The sequence below is a fragment of the Halomonas jincaotanensis genome, from assembly GCF_018448785.1.
In the GTDB taxonomy this organism is placed as follows: Bacteria; Pseudomonadota; Gammaproteobacteria; order Pseudomonadales; family Halomonadaceae; genus Halomonas; species Halomonas jincaotanensis.
Genome location: NZ_JAHCLU010000038.1, coordinates 1 through 17647, shown reverse-complemented (window position 1 = coordinate 17647; position 17647 = coordinate 1). Strand labels below are relative to the sequence as shown.

Genomic DNA, 17647 nt, shown 5'->3' with positions numbered 1-17647 from the left:
GTTCCGATGAAAGAGCACTGATAAAAAACGGACAATCTAAAGTGATGAAATCCGGACAGCCTTCATTGGCGTTGACATAATGCCGTTTTCAACTTCAGTACTGTCGTGGCTACTTCACTCCGTGCGGTGAGCTGCTGATAGCTTGGGATGGCCCAGGTGGTTGAGATCACCAGCACGGCAATCGTCACGATGAGTTCGATCAGGGTCAGTCCCCCCTGGCGGCGCTTTGCCAATCGTACAGGCGCCCCGGTAGGGTATGCAGTATCTGATGGTAGAATGGCATTGCGCATGCAGGCTTCCAAAAAGGCTCGTTTTCCCGCTCTTGCAGCAGGGCCTCCTATCAATTTATCTAATACAATAAGTTCTTATGTAAGCTTTCTCGGACACTGCCTGTGAGTGATTTTGTGGTTATCGGCGGCGGCGTCATCGGCTTGATGACGACGCTGCAGCTGGCCGACGCCGGCTATTCGGTGACGCTGCTGGAGCGTGGCGAGTGTGGCCGCGAGGCCTCCTGGGCGGGGGGCGGCATCGTCTCGCCGCTGTACCCCTGGCGCTACAGCGAACCGATATCCCGGCTCTCGACCTGGTCCGAGGGCTTCTATCCCGAGCTTTCCTTGCGCTTGCTGGAAGAGACCGGCATCGACCCCGAGTATCGCCAGCGCGGCTTGCTCTATCTGCGCGTGGATGACGAGGCAAATGCCATGGCCTGGGCGCGCAAGGTCGGCAAGCCCCTCGAGCGCGTCGATGCCGACTTCGTTTACGCCAAGGAACCGAATATCGCACCGGGAGTAACGGACGCGCTGTGGATGCCCACCCTCGGCAGCCTTCGCAACCCGCGCCTGGTGCGGGCGTTATACAAGCGCCTGGGCAGCATGGCGAAGGTGAGTATCCATGAAGGATGCGAGGTAACCGGCTTTCGCTGCCAAGGTCAGCATATCGAAGCGGTGGAAACGGCCAGCGGTGAGGTGTCAGGCGATCAGGTGATCGTCTGCGGCGGTGCCTGGGCGGCGGGCCTGCTCGAGCGCGTCGGCGTGCGGCTGCCGGTGCGGCCGGTGAAGGGGCAGATGATCCTGTTCAAGGCGCCGCCGAGCCGGGTGCGCAGAGTGGTGCTGATGGATGGCCGCTACGTGATTCCCCGTGCCGATGGGCGGGTGCTGGCCGGCTCGACCCTGGAGGAGACGGGCTTCGATAAATCGCTTTCGCACGAGGCGCGCGAATCGCTATGGGAGAGCGCGGTGAAGATCATTCCGACGCTGGCCGAGTGCGAGGTCGAGCATCACTGGGCGGGGCTGCGACCGGGCTCGCCGGATGGCGTGCCCTTCATCGGCAGCGTACCGGGGGTGGATAACCTGCATGTGAATGCCGGCCACTACCGCAATGGCCTGGTGCTGGCCCCGGCATCGACACGGCTGCTGGTCGATCAGTTGCTCGAGCGTGAGCCGATCGTCGACCCCAGGCCCTATGCCTTGTCGGATCAATGGCAGGCGCAGTAGGGAGAGAGTTGACGCTGCGCCAGGATCGCTGACGATAATTCAGCTTGGCGCTTGGCGCTTGGCGCTTGGCGCTTGGCGCTTGGCGCTTGGCGCTTGGCGCTTGGCGCTAGTCGCTCTTCTGTTCCTCGAGATACTTGTCGCGATGTGCACTGCAGCAGAACCAATCGCCCTTTTCGCGCAGGGCGTCTGGTTCGGGAACGTGCACCTTGCACCAGGTGCACAGCACCATCTTGTCGTTGGCTTGATTGGCGTCACTTTCGACCAGGTTGTCGCGGTTAAGCTTCCATTCCCGGTACATGCGGTAGAGCTTGAGGCCGGCGAAGAACAGCACGGCGAAGATAATGATGCGAATCAGCAACAGGTTCATCCTTTTGACGCCTCCCTGGTGGGGTGGCTGGCTTTGCCACTCGGCTGTCCTTGCGGGACAATGACGGAACACCGTCGATTCTCGAGAGATTTCCAAGCCCATGCAAGACCTGACGCTGGTAATGGCTCAGCTGGACCCGCTGGTCGGGGATATTCCCGGCAACGCCGAAACCGCCATCGAGGCGGTGCGCGAGGCGCGTATCGAGCACGGCGCCGATATCGTCGTGCTGCCCGAACTCTTCCTGACCGGCTATCCGCCGGAGGATCTGTTGCTGCGTGCCTCGATGGAAACCCGTCTGCGCCACGCACGCACCCGCATGGCCGAGAAGGTGGCGCGCGAGGTGATGGTGATCGTCGGCTACCCCGGTCGCCGCGAGGGGCGAAACTGGAACCTCGCCGGGGTGCTCTACAACGGTGAATGGCTGGGGGAATACGCCAAGCAGGCGCTGCCCAACTATCAGGTCTTCGACGAGCAGCGCTATTTTGCGCCGGGCACTCAGCCTCTGGTGATCGATCATCACGGGGCCCGCATCGGCATCCTGATCTGCGAGGATCTCTGGAACGGCGCGCCGGTCACGGCGGCCAAGGATTCCGGGGCGCAGATACTGGTCAGCCTCAATGCCTCGCCCTTCCATCAGGACAAGCCCGCCGAACGGCTGCGCTTGCTCGAGGAGCGCGCCGCCGAGGTGTCGCTGCCGATGGTCTACGTCAACATGATCGGCGGACAGGACGAGCTTGTCTTCGACGGTGGCTCGGCCTGCGTGAATGCCCAGGGCGAATTGATGGTGCAGGCGCCGCATTGGGCGGTCGGGTTGATGCCGGTGCAGTTCGTGCGCGAACACGATCACTGGGTGCCGCAGCCCGGCGAGACCGACCCCGAGGTCGAGCCGGAGGAGAACCTCTACTGCGCGCTGGTCACCGGCCTGCGCGACTATGTCAACAAGAGCGGCTTCGACGGCGTGGTGATGGGGCTTTCCGGCGGGATCGACTCGGGGCTGTCGTTGGCGATCGCCGTGGACGCACTGGGGCCACAGCGGGTGCATGCGGTGATGATGCCGTACCACTACACGGCGGATATCTCCCGCCAGGACGCCGCCGAACAGGCGCGCCTGCTCGGCGTCGATTACGAGATCATGCCCATCGAGCCGATGGTCGAGGCCTTCATGAGCACCCTGGCCGAGAGCTTCGCCGGTACCGAGCGCGATACCACCGAGGAGAACCTGCAGTCACGCTGTCGTGGCGTGCTGCTGATGGCGATCTCCAACAAGAAAGGCCTGATGGTGCTGACCACCGGCAACAAGAGCGAGATGGCGGTGGGCTACGCCACGCTTTACGGCGACATGGTGGGCGGCTACAACGCCATAAAGGACGTGTACAAGTCCTGGGTGTATCGCCTGGCGCGCTGGCGCAATACCCAATCGCCGGCCATACCCGAGCGGGTCATCGAGCGGCCGCCCTCCGCCGAGTTGGCCCCCGATCAGCAGGATAGCGACTCGCTGCCCGACTACGACGTGCTCGATGCCATCCTGGTGCGCTACATCGAGGGCGACATGAGCGCCGAGGCCATCATCGAGGCCGGCTTCGATAACGACGACGTCTACAAGGTGGTCAAGCTGGTCGACCGCTGCGAGTACAAGCGACGCCAGGCGCCGGTCGGCGTGCGGGTCACGCCGCGCGGGTTTGGTCGGGACCGCCGCTATCCCATCGTCAATGGCTGGAAGCCGGGGGAGTAGGCGCCCTTCGGGCAGCGCCCAGTTGCAAGCGCCGAGCGCCCAGCTAAAAGCAACGCCACCGCTCTTCCGAGCGGTGGCGTTCTACCACAAGGGGGAGGGGTCACGGCGAATGTGAGCCGTGCTGTTCCAGGCGCTCGGCGAGCCAGATCTTGATGATCGACTGGCGGGTGACGCCTAGACGAGCGGCTTCTCGGTCCAATGAGTCGAGCATCCAACTGGGGAAGTCGACGTTGACCCGCTTTTGCTTCCTGAGAGGACGCTTGGCCTGCGTTAGGTCAAGTTCATCGATGATCTCGTCGCCTTCATCAAAGCGTGTATCGAGGTCACGGGCTTTCATAGAGGGTTACCTCGCGGCTGCGTGAGCGTCTGACCGAAATCAGGCGAATTCGTTTGTCTCTGTAGGTGATGATTCCAGACCAGTGTTTGCCGTCAATCCTTCCAATTACCACGAAACGAGGCTCGTCAGAGGACTTGGCCGGGATCTCCAGCAAATCCGGATCTTCCCAGAGGCGTTGGGCATCGACAAAGTCGATACCGTGCTTTCGGCAATTTGCCTCGCTCTTGTCGGGATCGAATTCAAAAACTTCCATGAGTAGAAAGTATACCTTTTTTACGCTAGGTAAAGGTGCCTACAGCGAGTGTGGGCACAAAAAACCGGCGCTGCTTGTGGCAGCGCCGGTTTTTCTTTCTGGGAGGGTCGACAGGTCTGGCTCAGACCGACAGCGCGTCTTCGTTGACATGCTGCGGGCGGAAGGTGCGGCCGTTCAGTCGCTCGTGGTTCGGGGAGTTATCGATCAGCACCTCGAGGGTCTCGCGGGCGCGGTCGCGCATCTCGAGGCCCAGATAGCCTTCCACCATCACCGCCAGGGCGTCGGAGGTGGCCTCCGAGCGGGGGTAGTTCTCGACGACCCAGCGGCCGCGCTCCACGGCGGCGAGGTAGGCGCCCTTGCGCAGGTAGAAGTCGGCCACGTGTAACTCATGGCGCGCCAGGATATTGCGCAGGTAGATGAGGCGCTGCTCGGCATCCGGGGCGTATTCGCTGTCGGGGTAGAGGCGGATCAGCTCGCGAAAATCGTTATAGGCCTCGCGGGTGGCGCCGAGGTCGCGCTTGGAGATATCGATCAGACGCAGACGCTCCAGGCTGAAGCGACCGGCCTGCCAGGAAGCCAGGCCGCGCATGTAGAGGGCGTAGTCGGCCTGAGGATGACTCGGGTGCAGACGAATGAAGCGGCTGGCGGCGGCGCGGGTGGCCTCCCAGTCGTCGGTTTCGTAATAGGCGTAGATCAGTTCCAGCTGGGCCTGTTCGGCGCGATTCCCGAACGGGTAGCGGGTGTCGAGGGCTTCCAGCCGGGTGATAGCGCTGGTGTAGCTGCCGCTCTCCAGGTCCTCGCGGGCCTCTTCATAGAGCTCGCTTTCGGAAACCCCGGCAAACTCGTCGGGTTCTTCCTCATCCTGCTCCTGGTTGCCATTGCTGGCACAGCCTACCAGCAGCGTGGAGGCCAGAAGCAGGGCCGCAAGGCGTGAGGGCATGGTAAAAACGCGCATCGTGATCCTCGTGTCAAGCAATTCGTGTCAGGCAATTCGTGTCAAGAAAACCAGGCTGACCGTGTTAGAATCTGACGAAATTCCGCTCACTATAAAGCACCTCGCGCCAAAACGCAGTCTTCCACGGCTGCCCCTTTCTCCTACCGGCACACGGGCCTTTTTTCCTTTCATGTCCCAGACCCTGGAAGCACAGCAACGCGTTCCCGACGCCATGGCCGGCATGCGACTCGATCAGGCCGCCGCCGAACTGTTCGCCGACTACTCCCGTGAGCGCCTGAAAGCCTGGATCAAGTCCGGTGCGCTGACCGTCGATGCTTGCCCCGGCAAGCCCAAGGACAAGGTCCATGGTGGCGAGGCGCTTCGGCTACAGGCCGAGATCGAAGACGATACCCGTTTCGAGGCGCAGGATATTCCGCTGACCGTGGTCTACGAGGACGAGCATGTTCTGGTGATCGACAAGTCGGCGGGGCTGGTGGTGCATCCGGCCGCCGGCAATCCCGATGGCACGCTGCTCAATGCCTTGCTGCACTATGCGCCCGAGCTTGCCACCGTGCCACGGGCGGGTATCGTGCACCGCCTCGACAAGGACACCACGGGGCTGATGGTGGTGGCCAGAACCTTGGCCGCCCAGACGGCGCTGGTTGAACAGCTCCAGGCGCGCACCGTCTCGCGCGAATACGACGCCGTGGCGCTGGGGACGATGACCGCCGGCGGCACGCTGGACGCCCCTATCGGGCGCCATCCGCGCGATCGCAAGCGCCAGGCGATCAACGCCTCCGGCAAGCCGGCGGTGACCCACTATCGGGTGGTGGAGCGCTTCCGCGCGCATACCCATGTGCGCTGCCGCCTCGAGACCGGGCGCACCCATCAGATCCGCGTGCACATGGCGCATCTGCGCCACCCGCTGATCGGCGACCCGGTCTACGGCGGCCGTCTCAAGTTGCCTGCCGGGGCTAGCGAGGAACTCAAGGAAGGGCTGCGTGCCTTCCCGCGCCAGGCGCTGCATGCCCGCAAGCTGGCTTTCGTGCACCCCGCCTACGGTGAGAGACTGATGTGTCGAGCGCCGCTGCCCGATGACATGCTGGTGCTGCTCGATATGCTCCGCGACGATCACGAGACCTTGCGTTGAGGACCCCTTGATGAGTGATGCCCTGGACCTGCGCCCGACGCTGCTTCTCCCCGACTGGCCGGCTCCCGAAACCGTGGGCGCCTTCGTGACCACGCGCGAGACTGGCCCCAGTCAGGACGCGTTCGCCGCGTTCAACGCGGCGGCCAACGTCGGTGACAATCCCTGTCATGTGGACCTGTGTCGTCGGCTGCTGAAGAAGGAACTTCGTGATGAACGCCCGCTGCTGTGGCTGAAACAGGTCCACGGTGCGCGGGTGCAACAACGTTATACCGATCAGTTGCCCGAGGCCGATGCTGCGGTGGCCTTCGACCGCGACTACGCCTGCGTGGTGCTCACCGCCGACTGCCTGCCGGTGTTCTTCTGCGATTGGCGTGGCGAGCGTGTTGGGCTCGCCCATGCCGGCTGGCGTGGCCTGGCAGGAGGCGTGCTGGAAGCCACGGTAGCGGCGCTTGCCACTCCGCCGGAAAAGCTTTACGCCTGGTTGGGGCCGGCGATCTCCAATGCCCAGTTCGAGGTCGGCCCCGAGGTGCATTGCGCCTTTGTCGGCGTGCACCCCGAGACGGCCGATGCCTTCGAACCCAGCCCCTATCGGCTCGGGCATTTCATGGCCGACCTTTACCGGCTGGCGCGCCTGCGCCTGGAAAGGCTGGGCATCTCGCATATCAGTGGTGGCCATTTCTGCACCGCCTGTGAGTCACGCTTCTATTCCCACCGTCGCGACGAAGGCCGCACGGGCAGGATGACCAGTGCGATCTGGCTGCGCTGACCCGGCTTCCCGTTGATCCATGTCAACTTGCCACACGCTTCCTCTGTTGGCTGACTTGAAAGCCGACCCGCCTGACTCCATTGAGACTGTCAAGACACATATTAGGGTCAACACGGCGCGTCCAAACGCGTCGTCATCCCGATGGAGGAATTTCGATGCGATTCGACAAGTTTACCGCCAAGCTGCAGACCGCCGTGGCCGATGCCCAGTCGCTGGCCGTGGGCCGCGGCCATAACCAGCTCGAGCCGGGCCACCTGCTGCTGGCGCTGCTGGACGCCACCGACACCGGCGTCAGGGCACTCCTGCAGAAAGCCGGCGGTGACCCTGCCCGGCTGCGCGATGGCCTGGTGGGCCATCTCGACGACCTGCCCAAGGTCGCCCAGTTCGACGGCGAGGTGCAGCCCTCCCGCGACCTGGTCAAGCTCTTCAACCTTACCGACCGCGAGGCCCAGAAGCGCGGCGATCAATACATTGCCAGCGAGCTGGTGCTACTGGCCGCGCTGGAAATGGGCCATGCCGTCAGCAAGCTGCTCAAGCAGGCCGGGGTGTCCCGCCAGTCGCTGGAAACCGCCGTCGACAGCGTGCGTGGCGGCGAGAAGGTCGATGATCCCAACGCCGAGGATCAGCGCGAGGCGCTGGACAAGTACACCCTTGACCTCAACGAGCGGGCGGCCAGTGGCAAGATCGATCCGGTGATCGGCCGCGACGATGAGATCCGCCGCACTATTCAGGTGCTGCAGCGGCGTACCAAGAACAACCCGGTGCTGATCGGCGAGCCCGGCGTGGGCAAGACTGCCATCGTCGAGGGCCTGGCCCAGCGTATCGTCGACGGCGAGGTGCCGGAAGGGCTCAAGGACAAGCGCGTGCTGTCGCTGGACATGGGCGCGCTGCTGGCCGGGGCCAAGTTCCGCGGTGAGTTCGAGGAGCGCCTCAAGTCGGTGCTCAAGGAGCTGTCGCAGGAAGAGGGCCGGGTGATTCTGTTCATCGATGAGCTGCACACCATGGTCGGCGCCGGGAAGGCCGAGGGCTCCATGGACGCCGGCAACATGCTCAAGCCGGCGCTGGCCCGGGGTGAGCTGCACTGCGTGGGCGCCACTACCCTCGACGAGTACCGCAAGTACATCGAGAAGGACGCCGCCCTCGAGCGCCGCTTCCAGAAGGTGCTGGTCGACGAGCCCTCCGAGGAGGACACGGTGGCGATCCTGCGCGGCCTCAAGGAGCGCTACGAGGTGCACCACAAGGTCGACATCACCGACGGGGCGATCATCGCCGCGGCCAAGCTCTCGACGCGTTACATCACCGACCGCCAACTGCCCGACAAGGCCATCGACCTGATCGACGAGGCGTCGTCGCGCATCCGCATGGAGCTCGACTCCAAGCCCGAGTCGATGGACCGCCTCGATCGCCGGCTGATCCAGCTGAAGATGGAGCGCGAGCACCTCAAGAAAGAGAGCGACGAGGCCTCGCGCAAGCGCCTGGAAATGCTGGAAGAGCAGATCAGCGAACTCGAACGCGAGTATGCCGACCTCGACGAGATCTGGAAGGCCGAGAAGGCCAGCATTCAGGGCGCGGGACAGTTCAAGGAGGAGCTCGAGCGTGCCCGCATCGATCTGGAGCAGGCGCGCCGACAGGGTGATCTCGGCCGTATGTCGGAGCTGCAGTACGGGGTGATCCCCGAGCTGGAGAAGAAGATCGCCGAGTCCAGCGAGGCCGAAGCCGATACCTCTACGCACAGATTGCTGCGCTCCAATGTCACCGAGGAGGAGATCGCCGAGGTGGTGTCGCGCTGGACGGGTATTCCGGTCGCCAAGATGCTCGAGGGCGAGCGCGACAAGCTGCTGCGCATGGAGGAGGCGCTGCACGAGCGGGTGATTGGTCAGCACGAGGCGGTGACCGCCGTGGCCAATGCCGTGCGCCGTTCGCGTGCGGGCCTGGCCGATCCGAACCGGCCCAACGGCTCCTTCCTGTTCCTCGGCCCCACCGGCGTGGGCAAGACGGAGCTTTGCAAGTCGTTGGCCAACTTCCTCTTCGATACCGAGGAGGCGATGGTGCGCATCGACATGTCCGAGTTCATGGAGAAGCACTCCGTGGCGCGCCTGATCGGCGCGCCTCCGGGCTACGTCGGCTACGAGGAGGGTGGCTATCTGACCGAGGCGGTGCGCCGCAAGCCCTACTCGGTGCTGCTGCTCGATGAGGTGGAGAAGGCCCATGCCGATGTTTTCAACATCCTCCTGCAGGTGCTCGAGGATGGCCGCCTGACCGACGGTCAGGGCCGCACGGTGGACTTCCGCAACACCGTGATCGTGATGACCTCGAACATGGGCTCGGACATCATCCAGCGCATGGGCGGTGACGATGCGGACTATGAGCAGATGAAGGAGATGGTGATGGCGGTGGTCGGCGATCACTTCCGCCCCGAACTGATCAACCGCATCGATGAAGTCGTGGTGTTCCACGCGCTGGGGCAAGAGCAGATTCAGGCGATTGCCGGCATCCAGCTCGACCGTCTGCGTCAGCGTCTGGCCGAGCATGATCTAGGCCTCGAGGTCAGCGAGGAGGCACTGGCCCAGCTCGCCGTGGTGGGCTTCGATCCGGTGTTCGGTGCCCGGCCGCTCAAGCGGGCCATCCAGAGCCGCATCGAGAACCCGCTGGCGCAGGATCTGCTGGCTGGCAAGTTCGCCGCCGGCGATGTGATCCACGTGACCGCCGAAGACGGGCATCTGATGTTTAACGTGTAACTCGCTTGTTTTACCCTTGTCTCCCGCGCTCCCGTCTGGCCCGCCTTGCGGCGGGCCTTTTTGTGCGGCGGCCCTTTTTGTCTTCTCGGGTTCGGCTATTTTTCCGGTCCGGGTGACTGGCGCCCGGGGTCAGGCAAGTTTCGGGACCCAGTCATCCCGCGGGTAAAGCGTCAGCAGCTTGCGTAGCACGCCGTTGGTCCAGCCGAAGCCGTCCTGGGCGGGATATTCCCCACCGCCGGCGTGCTTGTTGGTGTAGACGTCGTACTTCTCGAGCAGCTTGTTTTCCAGCGTGTAGCGTTGCAGGTTGGTGGTTACCCAGCGCTCGGCGATGGTGCGGGCCAGGTCGAGCTCGACATAGTCGCGCAGTCCGCTGATCGCCACCCACTGCAGCGGTGCCCAGCCATTCGGGGCATCCCATTGCTGGCCGCTTTCCTGGGTCGTCGCGGCAAGCCCGCCGGGCTGGAGCAGGTCACGCTCGAGAACCCGGGCGACCTGTTCGGCCTGGTGGGGCGTGGCGATGCCATAGTAAAGCGGGAAGACCATGGCGCCGTTGACGCTTCTGGTCGGCGTGCCCTCTGCCCAGAGGTAGTCGGCAAAGTGCCCCCGCTCGGCGTCCCAGAAGATCTGCTGGATTGCCTGGTGGCGGGCCTGGGCCCGGTCACGATAGGTCTGGGCCTGCTCGGTGTTGCCATTGGACTGGTGAGCCTGGGCCAGGGTTTTCTCGAGATGGTGCAGCAGTGTGTTCAGGTCCACCGGAAGAATATCGACCGTGCGGATGGTATGCAGCGCCTTGTCGTCATCGTTGCCGTTATCGGCCAGCCAGCGAGACGAGTAGTCCCAGCCGCTCTCGGTCGCAGCGCGCAGATTGCGCCAGACATCCGTATGCGGCCGCTGGCTGGCCGCGGCGGTGCTCATGTCTTCATGGTGAGATTCCTGGCGCGGTATGCACAGGTCATCCCAGTAGCGGTTGAGCAGCGTGCCGTCGTCGAGTCTGACCAGCCGGCGATGGGCCTGGCCGCGTGCCAGGGTATCTTCACCATCCATCCAGAAGGCATATTCCTTTTCCAGTTCGGGCAGAAAACGCCGATAGGCGTCGCGATCGTGCCGCTCGGCCAGGCGCTGAACCATGCTCGAGAACATCGGTGGCTGCGAGCGCGTCAGGTAATAGGTGCGGTTGCCATTGGGCACGTGGCCGTATTCACGAATCAGATGGGCGAGGTTGTGCACCAGGTTGCAGGCCAGGTCATGACGGTTGCTTTCCTCGAGCCCGAGCATGATGAAATACGAGTCCCAGTAATAGATCTCGTCGAAACGCCCCCCGGGAATCAGGTAGGGATAGCGCAGGTGCAAGCGTGATGTCAGCAGCGGTGCATCCGGCTGAGGGTGACGAGTCAACACCGTCCATAGCGTATCGATATGGGCTTCGATATCGCAGCCAGAAGCGGCACGATAAGCCTCGCCGGGTGGTACTTCCGACTGGAAATAAGCGTCGACGAAGGCATGCAGTGCGGCATCGTCGAAGTTTGGCTGATCCTTGAGCCGGGTATATTCGCTGAGAATGGTTTCGGGCAATTCCCGCGGCACCAGGTCCACGAAGATCTTGCTGTCGGTATAGATGTGGCGTTCCTGAATGGCATGAAACAGCTCGCCCCACAGCAGGTTGGGCGGCAACGTGACATGTGCGACGAGAGGAGCCACGAGGTTTGCCTGTGGCTTGACGCACGCCTTTTCATCCAGGGCGAACCCGGGAGAACATGCCATGCCGGCGTGGGGCGCTTCCAGCGTCTGGAGTGGCCCTGTGTTGTGCATCGCACCCTGCATCGCGCACCTCCGGCTGGACTTGATCTAGGTTAATTTATTATGAAGACCTCCCTCGCCGTCTTTCAAGCGCATGGCACCTGATCTGCCGGTCAGGCACGATAAACGCGCGTTGATACGTCGATTCCATGGATTCGCAGTTGACACTGGGTAGAGGCTATTGGAGTCTTGTGCGTTCCTGATTGCGGGCGCGGGTTTCAGCGGGCGATCCCCCATTACCGCGCGAAGGGTAGGCCGCAGGGCCTCTACCCGCCCAAGGACTACCAGGCCCGGGTTAACCGCCCGACCTGGCCAACGCCCCGACGCGGTGATCTGCCGCGCATGAGAGTGCAGGCCCCAACCGGGCCAATGCCAGGCTTTGGCATCAGGTGCCGGCGTATCCGGCAGCGACATACCGTCGCACTCGACCCCGTGTTCCCTACTGGAACGCGGATCGCACTCGAGACCTTCAGGGGAGAAACACACGTGGAATTGCTTTCCGGCGCGGACATGATCGCCCGCTTCCTTCAAGACGAGGGCGTCGAATACATCTATGGCTATCCCGGCGGGGCGGCGCTGCACATCTACGATGCGCTGTTTCGGCAGGACAAGGTCAAGCATATACTGGTGCGCCACGAACAGGCCGCGACACACGCCGCCGACGGCTATGCCCGGGCGTCGGGCAAGCCCGGCACGGTGCTGGTCACCTCAGGCCCCGGCGCCACCAACGCTGTTACCGGCATCGCCACCGCTTACATGGACTCGATCCCCATGGTGGTGCTGTGTGGCCAGGTTGCCAGCCATCTGATCGGTGACGATGCCTTCCAGGAAACCGACATCATCGGTGTGACCCGGCCCATCGTGAAACACAGTTTCGCGATTCGCCATCCTTCCGAGATTCCGGAGGTGTTGAAAAAGGCTTACCACCTGGCGGCGACCGGCCGTCCTGGCCCGGTGGTGGTTGACATTCCCAAGGACATGACCGCGCCCACCGAACGCTACGAGTACGTCTACCCGAAAAAGGTCAAGATGCGCTCGTACAACCCGGTCACGCGCGGGCATACCGGTCAGATCAAGAAGGCCGTAGAGCTGATGCTCAAGGCCAAGCGGCCGGTGTTCTATACCGGCGGCGGCGTGGTTACCGGCCGGGCCAGCGAGGGGCTGACCGACCTGGTCAAGCGGCTGGGCTACCCGATCACCACTACCCTGATGGGGATCGGCTCGTATCCGCAGAGTGATCGCCAGTGCCTGGGATGGCTGGGCATGCACGGCTCTTATGAGTCAAACATGGCCATGCACCACGCCGACCTGATCATTGCCATTGGGGCGCGTTTCGACGACCGCGTGACCAATAACACCTCCAAGTTCTGTCCCACGGCCAAGATCATTCATGTCGACATCGACCCCAGCTCGGTGTCCAAGACCGTGCGTGCCGACGTGCCCATCGTCGGGCCAGCGGCCAGCGTGATCGACGAGATGATCAGCATGGTCCAGGGCAAGGAGATCGCCAATCCGGAGGGATTGGCCGAATGGTGGCAGAAGATCGACGGCTGGCGTGAGGAGCGGGTCGGTAAGCTCTACGAGCACTCCCAGGCCGGCGAGAAGATCAAGCCCCAGGAGGTGATAGAGGCACTGTGTCGGGTGACTCGCGGCGAGGCGTACGTGACCACCGACGTGGGCCAGCACCAGATGTTCGCGGCCCAGTACTACAAGTTCGACAAACCCAATCGCTTCATCACCTCGGGAGGGCTCGGCACCATGGGCTTCGGTTTTCCGGCAGCCATGGGCATCAAGCAGAATTTCCCTGACGAGGATGTCATCTGCGTGACCGGCGAGGGCAGTTTCCAGATGATGATGCAGGAGCTGTCGACCATCAAGCAGTTCGGCGGTGGTGTGAAGATCGTCAACATCAATAACGCCTCGCTGGGCATGGTGCGCCAGTGGCAGGACCTCAACTACAAGTCGCGCCATGCGCACTCCTACATGGAGTCGCTGCCCGACTTCCAGAAATTGATCGAGGCGTATGGCTTCACCGCGCTGCGGGTGGAAACACTCGAGGAGCTCGAGCCGGCACTGGAGCGTACCTTTGCCGACACGAACGAACTGGTGTTCCTCGACGTCATCGTCGACCCGCACGAGCACGTATATCCGATGCAGGTGCCGCTGGGCGCCATGCGTGACATGCTGCTTTCCAAGACGGAGCGGACCTGATGCGCCATATCATCTCGATTCTGATGGAAAACGAACCGGGCGCCCTGTCTCGCGTGGTGGGGCTGTTCTCGCAGCGCAACTTCAACATCGAAACGCTGAACGTGGCACCCACCGAGGACCCGAGCCTGTCGCGGCTGACCGTGACCACCGTGGGCGACGACCGGGTGATCGAGCAGATCACTAAGCACCTCAACAAGCTGATCGACGTGGTCAAGCTGGTCGACCTCACCGAGGGCAATCACATCGAGCGCGAGCTGATGCTGATCAAGGTCAAGGCGCTGGGGGCGGCGCGCGACGAGGTCAAGCGCACAGTGGATATCTTCCGCGCGCAGATCGTCGATGTCTCGCCGAGCCTCTATACCGTGCAGATCACCGGCGATGCCGGCAAGCTCGATGCCTTCCTGCAGGCCATGGCGCCGGTGGGGATCCTCGAGGTGGCGCGTACCGGGGTGTCGGGGATTGCCCGCGGCGACAAGGTGTTGTCGCTTTGATTGACTGCTGCGCTCGATAGGTTTATCGCGACAGCCAAGCCGCCTTTCGGGGCGGCTTTTTTGTGCGCGTGAGCCTGATGGTTTCAGTTCACACTTCCGTTCCCTTCCACGGCGCTCTTTATACTTCCGCCCAAAGCGCGCCCTCTCTATACCTCCGCCCAAAGCGCGCGGATTAGCGGGCTCTTCAGGCGTCGCTTGGCCACGCACAATCCGACATCGTAATGGGGTAGCTCTGGCTTGACCGGGAGGATCGACACCCGGCCGCGTAGCGGGCTGTTGTCGAGCACGATCCTCGGCACCACGCCGATCCCGAAGCCCAGCCCCACCATGCTGACGATGGCCTCGTTGCCGGCCACTTGGGCGTAGATCTGCGGGGTGACCCCGAGCGCCTTGAACCAGGTGTCGCTGTGCTCGCGAGCCAGGCCTGACTCGGAGAGAATCATCGGTACGCCTTTCCACTGAGCGGCACTGGGTGTCTCCGGGGCGCTGGGCATCCAGGCAGTGTCTTCGCGGGGTGCGATGAACACCAGCGGCGAGGTGGTCATCGGCTTGAAGGCGAGCCCGTTGGGCATCGTGCGTGGCCGTGGCGTGATCGCCATGTCTTCCTCACCGGCCAACACTCGACCCACCGATTCGGCCGGGTCGCCGGTGTGCAGCTTGAGCTCGATGCGGGGATGACGCAGGCGAAACTCGCTGAGCAAGGCATAAAGGAAGCTGTAACTGGCCGTCACCGAGCAGTAGATGCTGATCTCGCCGGCCAGTTCGCGGGCTTCGCTCATCAGTGAATGACGAATGGCTTCCCACTGTTCCAGCGCATCGCGGGCGTAATGTTGAAATAGCTGCCCCTGTCGCGTCAGGGCCACATGGCGGTTGTCGCGCTCGAACAGCGGTGCGCCGAGGTTCTCCTCAAGTTGCCGGATCGAGCGCGACAGGGTCGAGGGACTGACATGGGAAGCATCGCTGGCGCGACCGAAATGCAGCATGTCAGCCAGCGCCAGAAAGTGGCGGAGGGGTCGCATATCCATGTTGTGCATTTCACTATCTGCAATATGACATTGCAAATATAGCGTTTTACGCAATGCGATGCCTGGCTTATGGTGTTCCACGTTTCGACGAATCCTGACAACGCCGATTTTTCTTTCCGTTTTCTTTCAAGGAGCACGACATGCGCGTCTATTACGATAAGGATTGCGATCTTTCCCTCATCCAGGGCAAGAAGGTCACCATAGTGGGTTATGGTTCGCAGGGCCACGCCCATGCCAACAACCTCAAGGAATCCGGCGTCGACGTTACCGTCGCGCTGCGCAAGGGGTCTTCATCTGCTGCCAAGGCCGAGGCCGCCGGCCTAAAGGTCGCCTCGGTGGAAGACGCCTCCAAGAGCGCCGATGTGGTCATATTGCTGGCCCCGGACGAAAACCAGAAGGCAATCTACGAGCAGCAGGTCGAGCCGAACCTGCCGCAGGGCGCAACCCTGGCCTTCGCTCACGGTTTCAACATCCATTACAACCAGGTTGTGCCGCGTCAGGATCTGGACGTCATCATGATTGCGCCCAAGGCGCCGGGCCATACCGTGCGCTCCGAATTCGTGCGTGGCGGCGGTGTTCCGGACCTGATCGCGATCCAACAGGACGCCTCGGGCAGTGCCAAGGAACTCGCTCTCTCCTACGCCGCAGCCATTGGCGGTGGACGTAGCGGCATCATCGAGACGACGTTCCAGGACGAAACCGAGACCGACCTCTTCGGCGAGCAGGCCGTGCTCTGTGGCGGCGCCGTGGAACTGGTCAAGGCTGGTTTCGAGACGCTCACCGAAGCGGGCTATGCCCCGGAGATGGCCTACTTCGAGTGTCTGCACGAGCTCAAGCTCATCGTCGATCTGATGTACGAAGGCGGTATCGCCAACATGAACTACTCCATCTCCAACAACGCGGAGTATGGCGAATACGTCACCGGCCCCGAGGTGATCAACGAGCAGTCCCGCGAGGCGATGCGTCATGCACTGAAGCGCATCCAGACCGGTGAATACGCCAAAATGTTCATTAATGAGGGCAACACCAATTATCCGTCGATGCATGCGCGTCGTCGCCTGAACGCCGAATCCGAAATCGAGCAGGTCGGCGCCAAGCTGCGGGGCATGATGCCGTGGATCGCTGCTAATCAGCTGGTCGACAAGAGCAAGAACTGAGCCGTTGTGTCAGGCTGAGTTGATCGACCCGCCGGGTTGATTGATGCGTTGAGTTAAGTGGCCAGTTGGGTTAAATGAAGAGGGCGCGGACATCCGCGGCCTCTTCACGTTTGGCATCAGGTGGGACTCAGGGCTCGGTGGGCTGCTGGCTCTGTGTGTAGAATGAGCCAATACCCAAGCGGCAATGGAAGACACAGATGACCCAGCAGTCAAACGACGGCGAATACGAGACTCACCGCCACGACGCCGAGCAGGCCTCGACCGAAAACGACAAGCGAGCTCACGACGACGAAGACATGGCAACGGCCTTTCTGCGCGAGACGGAGGTGATTGAAGAGTCCATGGAGGGTGGCAAGAAGGTTCGGCGCAAGGGCATCTTCCTGCTGCCCAACCTGTTTACCACCTCGGCACTGTTTGCCGGTTTCTTCGCGGTGGTGGCCGGTATCAATGGTGACTTCACGGCAGCGGCAGTCGCGATCTTTATCGCCATGGTGCTCGACGGCCTGGACGGCCGCGTAGCGCGGATGACCAATACCCAGAGTGCCTTCGGCGCCGAGTACGACAGCTTGGCCGATATGATTTCTTTCGGCATGGCACCCGCGCTGGTCGCCTTCACCTGGATTCTGCAAGATATCGGCAAGACCGGATGGGTGGTGGCCTTTCTCTACGTTGCCTGCGCGGCACTACGCCTGGCGCGTTTCAACGTGCAGATAGGCAGTGTCGACAAGAAGTGGTTCATCGGTCTGCCCAGCCCTTCCGCGGCGGCCTTGGTAGCGGCTTGTGTCTGGACATTTCATAGCTTCGATGCCGACGCCTTCGCGTTCAAACTGCTGATGCTGTTCATTGTTGGCGCTGCCGGCATCCTGATGGTCAGCAATATTCGCTATTACAGCTTCAAAGATCTGGACCTCAAGGGCCCGGTGCCTTTCGTGGTATTGCTGGCGATCGTGCTCGGTTTTGTGGTGATCTCCATCGAGCCGTCGGTGATGCTGCTTCTGTTGTTCAGCGCCTATGTGATCTCCGGTCCCGTATTGGCGCTGATGCGCAAGGCGAAGCCGGCTGCCGAAAGCGATAGCGGGGCTGCCTGAACTTTTTCTTTGCACAGGTCTTGCGCCTGTACGGGAGAGATCGTAGGATACGCATCCGCTGCCAGGGACGGGGGACGTTTTTGGCGGTGCAGGCGGACGAAGTGGTTG

General features: G+C 62.5%; 16 protein-coding genes. 9 read left to right on the top strand and 7 right to left on the bottom strand.

Annotation, left to right across the window (positions count from 1 at the left end; translation table 11 throughout):
• Nucleotides 1-62: 62 nt before the first annotated feature.
• Nucleotides 63-290, bottom strand: a complete 228-nt coding sequence (locus tag KG088_RS18875; protein ID WP_213828085.1) for a pilus assembly FimT family protein — start codon at nt 288-290, stop codon at nt 63-65.
• Between the two features lie 102 nt (nt 291-392).
• Between KG088_RS18875 and thiO the strand changes: the two genes are divergently transcribed.
• Nucleotides 393-1493, top strand: coding sequence for a glycine oxidase ThiO (gene thiO / locus KG088_RS18870; protein WP_213828083.1), 1101 nt, complete (start codon nt 393-395; stop codon nt 1491-1493).
• A gap of 106 nt (nt 1494-1599) precedes the next feature.
• Here thiO and KG088_RS18865 read toward each other — a convergent pair whose 3' ends face one another.
• Complete coding sequence (locus KG088_RS18865; protein ID WP_213828081.1) at nt 1600-1860, bottom strand: PP0621 family protein; 261 nt, start codon at nt 1858-1860, stop codon at nt 1600-1602.
• A gap of 100 nt (nt 1861-1960) precedes the next feature.
• Here KG088_RS18865 and KG088_RS18860 point away from each other — a divergent pair, with 100 nt between their 5' ends.
• Nucleotides 1961-3592, top strand: coding sequence for an NAD+ synthase (locus KG088_RS18860; RefSeq protein ID WP_213828080.1), 1632 nt, complete (start codon nt 1961-1963; stop codon nt 3590-3592).
• A 100-nt stretch (nt 3593-3692) separates the two neighbouring features.
• Here the strand turns inward: KG088_RS18860 and brnA are convergent, their stop codons facing one another.
• The 3 genes from brnA to KG088_RS18845 all read right to left on the bottom strand — a co-directional run bounded on the left by brnA (nt 3693) and on the right by KG088_RS18845 (nt 5137).
• On the bottom strand, nt 3693-3929 hold the full coding sequence (gene brnA, locus KG088_RS18855; RefSeq protein WP_213828078.1) for a type II toxin-antitoxin system BrnA family antitoxin: 237 nt from the start codon (nt 3927-3929) through the stop codon (nt 3693-3695).
• The gene (locus tag KG088_RS18850) at nt 3916-4182 is read right to left on the bottom strand and encodes a BrnT family toxin (RefSeq protein WP_213828076.1); all 267 of its coding nucleotides are present in this window, start codon (nt 4180-4182) and stop codon (nt 3916-3918) included. The genes brnA and KG088_RS18850 overlap by 14 nt, the downstream gene beginning before the upstream one ends.
• 121 nt (nt 4183-4303) lie before the next feature.
• Nucleotides 4304-5137: an outer membrane protein assembly factor BamD gene (locus KG088_RS18845; protein ID WP_213828074.1), complete on the bottom strand. Its 834-nt coding sequence runs from the start codon at nt 5135-5137 to the stop codon at nt 4304-4306.
• Between the two features lie 169 nt (nt 5138-5306).
• Between KG088_RS18845 and rluD the strand changes: the two genes are divergently transcribed.
• The 3 genes from rluD to clpB all read left to right on the top strand — a co-directional run bounded on the left by rluD (nt 5307) and on the right by clpB (nt 9770).
• Nucleotides 5307-6266 (top strand): 23S rRNA pseudouridine(1911/1915/1917) synthase RluD, encoded by a 960-nt coding sequence (gene rluD, locus KG088_RS18840; protein WP_213828072.1) that lies wholly within the window; start codon nt 5307-5309, stop codon nt 6264-6266.
• A 10-nt stretch (nt 6267-6276) separates the two neighbouring features.
• Nucleotides 6277-7032 carry a peptidoglycan editing factor PgeF gene (gene pgeF / locus KG088_RS18835; protein WP_213828070.1) on the top strand — a complete coding sequence of 252 codons (756 nt, stop codon included), beginning with the start codon at nt 6277-6279 and terminating at the stop codon, nt 7030-7032.
• A gap of 155 nt (nt 7033-7187) precedes the next feature.
• Nucleotides 7188-9770: an ATP-dependent chaperone ClpB gene (gene clpB / locus KG088_RS18830; protein ID WP_213828068.1), complete on the top strand. Its 2583-nt coding sequence runs from the start codon at nt 7188-7190 to the stop codon at nt 9768-9770.
• A gap of 129 nt (nt 9771-9899) precedes the next feature.
• Here clpB and treF read toward each other — a convergent pair whose 3' ends face one another.
• On the bottom strand, nt 9900-11591 hold the full coding sequence (treF, locus tag KG088_RS18825) for an alpha,alpha-trehalase TreF (RefSeq protein ID WP_213828066.1): 1692 nt from the start codon (nt 11589-11591) through the stop codon (nt 9900-9902).
• 462 nt (nt 11592-12053) lie between these two features.
• Here treF and KG088_RS18820 point away from each other — a divergent pair, with 462 nt between their 5' ends.
• Together KG088_RS18820 and ilvN are read left to right on the top strand one after the other, a co-directional pair.
• Complete coding sequence (locus KG088_RS18820) at nt 12054-13778, top strand: acetolactate synthase 3 large subunit (protein WP_213828065.1); 1725 nt, start codon at nt 12054-12056, stop codon at nt 13776-13778.
• The gene (gene ilvN / locus KG088_RS18815) at nt 13778-14269 is read left to right on the top strand and encodes an acetolactate synthase small subunit (protein ID WP_102588197.1); all 492 of its coding nucleotides are present in this window, start codon (nt 13778-13780) and stop codon (nt 14267-14269) included. Before KG088_RS18820 ends, ilvN begins: the two co-directional genes overlap by 1 nt.
• Before the next feature lie 146 nt (nt 14270-14415).
• On the opposite strand, the gene ilvY is transcribed toward ilvN, so the two are convergent.
• Complete coding sequence (gene ilvY, locus KG088_RS18810) at nt 14416-15294, bottom strand: HTH-type transcriptional activator IlvY (RefSeq protein ID WP_213828064.1); 879 nt, start codon at nt 15292-15294, stop codon at nt 14416-14418.
• Between the two features lie 140 nt (nt 15295-15434).
• Here ilvY and ilvC point away from each other — a divergent pair, with 140 nt between their 5' ends.
• Both ilvC and pssA read left to right on the top strand, forming a co-directional pair.
• A complete protein-coding gene (gene ilvC / locus KG088_RS18805) occupies nt 15435-16451 on the top strand; it encodes a ketol-acid reductoisomerase (protein ID WP_213828063.1) in 1017 nt (338 codons plus the stop codon).
• 296 nt (nt 16452-16747) lie between these two features.
• Nucleotides 16748-17539 carry a CDP-diacylglycerol--serine O-phosphatidyltransferase gene (gene pssA, locus KG088_RS18800; RefSeq protein ID WP_406565626.1) on the top strand — a complete coding sequence of 264 codons (792 nt, stop codon included), beginning with the start codon at nt 16748-16750 and terminating at the stop codon, nt 17537-17539.
• The last annotated feature ends 108 nt before the right edge of the window (nt 17540-17647 follow it).